1 protein-coding gene is annotated in these 293 nt (G+C 73.0%); it reads right to left on the reverse strand.

From position 1 onward, the window contains the following. The coding region (locus BGN95_RS08760; RefSeq protein WP_286772412.1) for a double zinc ribbon domain-containing protein at positions 1–273 on the reverse strand (273 nt) is incomplete at its 3' end. Between the last annotated feature and the right edge of the window lie 20 nt (positions 274–293).

Consider the following 293-nt stretch of genomic DNA (forward strand, 5'->3'; position numbering starts at 1 on the left):
ATATTTGAGCTTCAGCGCCAGCGTCCGCGCGACCGCGCCATAAGCGACCGCGGCGCGCACCCCGCGATGACGCGGCGGATCGGCGAGACAGGTGCCGCATAACGCCCCTGCCCCGCGATCGAACGCGAAAGGCAGGTTGCAGCCCGCGCACCACGGCGGCCCGAGAAAATGCAGGCTCCCCCAGCAACCCGCGCAGAAGCGGTGATCGGCGGGGGTCACCGCGCCGCAACCGGGGCAGCGCGGCGGCAGCGCCAGCCCGAGCGCCTGCGCCATCCCCTGTCTGATCCGGCCCC

Source organism: Sphingomonas sp. 66-10 (genome assembly GCF_001897045.1).
Taxonomy (GTDB): Bacteria; Pseudomonadota; Alphaproteobacteria; order Sphingomonadales; family Sphingomonadaceae; genus Sphingomonas; species Sphingomonas lycopersici.